At 62.9% G+C, this 3,927-nt stretch carries 3 protein-coding genes and 1 pseudogene; 2 read left to right on the top strand and 2 right to left on the bottom strand.

The features are described 5' to 3' along the window. Together ADADOO_RS06545 and mutM are read right to left on the bottom strand one after the other, a co-directional pair. A pseudogene (locus ADADOO_RS06545) lies at positions 1 to 628 on the bottom strand (GTPase); the annotation flags it as partial. 67 nt (positions 629 to 695) lie between these two features. Beyond that, on the bottom strand, positions 696 to 1,529 hold the full coding sequence (mutM, locus tag ADADOO_RS06540) for a bifunctional DNA-formamidopyrimidine glycosylase/DNA-(apurinic or apyrimidinic site) lyase (RefSeq protein ID WP_511276040.1): 834 nt from the start codon (positions 1,527 to 1,529) through the stop codon (positions 696 to 698). Between the two features lie 111 nt (positions 1,530 to 1,640). Here mutM and ADADOO_RS06535 point away from each other — a divergent pair, with 111 nt between their 5' ends. Continuing rightward, entirely contained in the window at positions 1,641 to 3,356 is a 1,716-nt protein-coding gene (locus ADADOO_RS06535) for a tetratricopeptide repeat protein (RefSeq protein ID WP_511276038.1), read from the top strand. Continuing rightward, on the top strand, positions 3,353 to 3,925 hold the full coding sequence (gene lolB / locus ADADOO_RS06530; protein WP_511276037.1) for a lipoprotein insertase outer membrane protein LolB: 573 nt from the start codon (positions 3,353 to 3,355) through the stop codon (positions 3,923 to 3,925). Before ADADOO_RS06535 ends, lolB begins: the two co-directional genes overlap by 4 nt. The last annotated feature ends 2 nt before the right edge of the window (positions 3,926 to 3,927 follow it).

Genomic DNA, 3,927 nt, shown 5'->3' with positions numbered 1-3,927 from the left:
CGAGAATGACCAGCCCCTGCTTGAGCAGCGGATGCGGAAAATTGATCATGGCATGGCGCCAGCGCGGCACTTCGACCATCCCGTCGTCGCCCACCACGTAGAGATCGATCTGCCCCTGGCCGACCTCAAAACCGAGACGGCCGGCCTCTTCAGGCGTTACCCGCAGCGTTTCGCTGACGTGGCGCAGGGCATCCTGCATGGCTTCCGGCGATTCGGTATCGAGCGAAATTTTCGTCCACTCGTCGGCAAAGCGCTTGTATTCGCTGACGCTCGAGTTCGAGGCCCGCGTCTGGATCGGCAGCAGTTCGATGCACGGCAGCTTGTTACCGTCGAACAGCAATTCGGTCGGACACATGGTCGTCCGGCCGGCCGACGAGGGCAGCATCCGGTTACCGTAGTCAGCAAAGAAAATGGCGTTGATGAGCTCCGACTTGCCGCGCGAGAACTCGGCGACAAAGGCGACATTGAGCCGATCTTCACGCAGTCGTTCGAGCAGTTGGGTCAGGCGCAGGTCGCTCTGGGCGTCGGAAAGCTCGTTGGTGCTCAGCCAGCCCTGAAGCTCAGCGATATAGGTGGCCAGGCGTAAACGCCAGGCGGTATAGGCAGCAAATTGGTTGGCCAGCGACATACGGCGTCCTTCCCGGGGCAATCGGAAACTTCAATTTAGCATAAATACATAGACTTGCAGAACCATTTTAATGCTGGCAGCCAACACAATAGTAAGTACTCCGCCCGGCCTGGCGAATTTGTCTGACCACGCCACCACAGCGCAGACAGGGCTGTCCGGCCCGGTCATAGACACCAGCCTGGATCTGGAACCAGCCGGCACTGCCGTCGCTATGCACGTAATCACGAATGCTGCTGCCGCCCGCCGCGATGGCGTCCGACAGGGTTTCGCGAATAGCCGCCACGAGCAAGGCATAGCGCCCCCGGCTGATCCGGTTGGCCGCTCGCAGCGGCGAAATACCGGCGCGGAACAGGCTCTCCGAGGCATAAATGTTGCCGATGCCGACGACCAGATGACTGTCCATCAAGGTCGGCTTGATCGGCCCGCTGCGTTTCGAAATTGACGAAAAAATCCAGTCGACCGTGAAATCGTCGGATAAAGGCTCGATCCCCTGCGTCGCCAGCAAGGGATGCTGCTCCGCTGCCTCGGGCGGCCCCGGCTGCCAGAGGACGACGCCAAAACGGCGCGGATCGGCCAGGCGCAAACTCTGTCCGGCCAGCACCAGATCGAAATGATCGTGTTTGGCCGGCAGCTGGTCGGGCGGCACAAAACGCAGATTGCCCGACATCCCGAGATGGATGATCAGGCTCCCCTCAACGCCCGCCCGCCGACAGTCGACCAACAGGTACTTGCCGCGCCGGCGAACAGCCAGAATACGGCAGCCCGGCAACAGTTCGCTCAACGCCCGCGGAATCTCGTGACGCAGCTTCGGCGCACGAATAACCACGCCCTCGATCAGCCCGCCTTCCAGCACCGGCGCCAATCCACGACGACAAACTTCCACCTCCGGCAATTCCGGCATTGCTTGTTCCTCCGGGCAAACCCAAATAACATCACAAACTTATCGGATTCTATGCGTTCCAATAAGCAATTCTGGCGCGATCATCGCGCAAACCTCGATCGAAAGCCGTCCATGCAACTGAAGCGAATCGCTGCCGCCCTCACCCTCGCCCTGGGTCTGACCCATGGCGGATACAGCCTGGCCGCCGGCGAAGCCACTGCCAAACCAGCCGGCAAGCGCGTAAACACCCAGGCCGCCTCCGAAGACCTGCTCGCCCGCACTGTTTTCCAGGCCTTGGTCGGCGAATTCGCCCTGCAGCGCGGCGATGCCAAACTCGGCTCCGACGCATGGACCGATCTGGCCCAACGTACCCGCGACCCGAAAGTCGTCGCCCGGGCCACCGAAGTTGCCGGCTTTGCCCGCCAGTTCGACCGTGCCCTCGAGCTTTCCAGATTATGGCTCGAAGTCGAACCCGATTCCGCCCAGGCCAGGCAATCGCAGTCCACGCTGTTGATTCTCTCCAACCGCCTCGACGAACTCGCGCCGCAACTGGTCACCCTGCTCAAACAGGACAAAGCCAATCTCGGCAACAACCTGATGCACCTCAACCGCATGCTATCCCGGCACGAGGACAAGAAAGCCGTCCAGTCGCTGGTCGACCGTATTGCCGCCCCGTACGACGACCAGCCCGAAGCCCATTTCGCCATGGCCCAGGCCGCCGCCAATGCCAACGACAATCTGCGCGCCCTCAACGAAGCCGAAAAGTCCCTGCAGCTTCGCCCCGACTGGGAAAGCGCCGCCCTCGCCCGCGCCCAGCTCCAGACCGGGCTATCACCCAAAACCGCCATCGACAGTCTGCGCGCCTTCGTCGACGCCAACCCGACGGCCCGCGACGCCCGGCTGGCGCTGGCCCGCCTGCTCATCAGCCAAAAACGCTACGACGAGGCACGAGCGCATTTCGACCGCCTGATCAAAGACAATCCGGACAACCCGGACGTTATTTATCCGGTGGCCATGCTCGCCCTGCAGCAAGGCGACGTGACGACCGGCCGCGCCCAGCTCGAACACCTGCTGACCACCGACTTCCCCGACAAGAACACCATCCACTTTTTCCTCGGCCAACTCGATCAGGAACAAAAGAAAACGGAAGCCGCCGCCGAGCACTACCGTCAGGTCAGCGCCGGCCAGCAATACATCGCGGCCCGCTCGCGGCTGGCCCAAATCCTCCTCCAGCAAGGCAAGACCGGTGAAGCCCGCGAACTGCTGCACAACACGCGTGGCGGCACGGCGGACGAGCGGACCCAGCTGATCCTCGCCGAGTCCCAGATTCTGCGCGAAGCCGGCCGCCACAACGACGCCTACATCGTTCTCGACCAGGCCCTGACGACTCAGCCGGACAACCCCGAACTGCTCTACGAAGCAGCGCTGACCGCCGAGCGCATCGGCAAGCCGGAAATCCTTGAAATCCATATCAAGCACCTGCTCAACCTCAAACCGGACCATGCCCACGCCCTCAACGCGCTCGGCTACTCCCTGGCCGAACGCAACATCCGGCTGCCCGAAGCCTTCGCGCTGATCTCCAAAGCACTCAGCCAAACGCCGGAAGACCCTTTCATCATGGACAGCATGGGCTGGGTGCTCTACCGCCAGGGCAAGCTGGCAGAAGCACTACAGACCCTCGAAAACGCCTATCGCATCAAAGCCGACCCGGAAATCGCCGCCCATCTCGGCGAAGTGCTATGGACCATGAATCGCAAGGACGACGCCCGCCGCATCCTCACGGATGCCGTCAAAGCGCATCCGAACAACGACGTCCTGAGCGGCATCGTCAAGAAACTCCAGCCTTGAGATTGCGCTTCACCCTGCTCTTCGCGACCAGCCTGCTGGCCGCCTGCACCAGCCTGCCGCCGGCCCGACTCGCTGCCCGCGACGACATTCGCGACTTCGTGCTGGAAGGCCGCTTCGCGCTGCGCGTCACGCTCCCCGGCCAGGCCGTGCAAAACTCTGGCGGCCGCCTAACCTGGACGCATCAACAGCGCAGCGACCGCGTGCTGCTCGCCAGCCCGCTCGGCTACGGATTGGCCGAAATCGAAACGACACCGGAAATTTCCCGCCTGCGCACAGCTGAAGGCAAGACCAGCGAATCGACCGATCCCGACGCCCTGATCGAAGAGGTCACCGGCCAGCGCCTGCCGGTCAGCCGCCTGCCCGCCTGGCTACTCGGCCGCTCCGGCGGCCATGCCCGCATCGAATCAGACCCCCATGGCCGCCCGACCCGGCTCAGCGAAGACGGCTGGCAAATCGACTACAGCTTTGCCGACGACAGCCCAAGCGCCCTACCCGCCCGACTGACCCTGTCGCGCAATGGCGAAATCGAACTGCGCCTGCGCATCGAGGAATGGCGCGACACACCATGAGC

The organism is Azonexus sp., from assembly GCF_036170495.1.
Lineage (GTDB): Bacteria > Pseudomonadota > Gammaproteobacteria > Burkholderiales > Rhodocyclaceae > Azonexus.
This window is presented reverse-complemented; position numbering and strand designations above follow the sequence as displayed.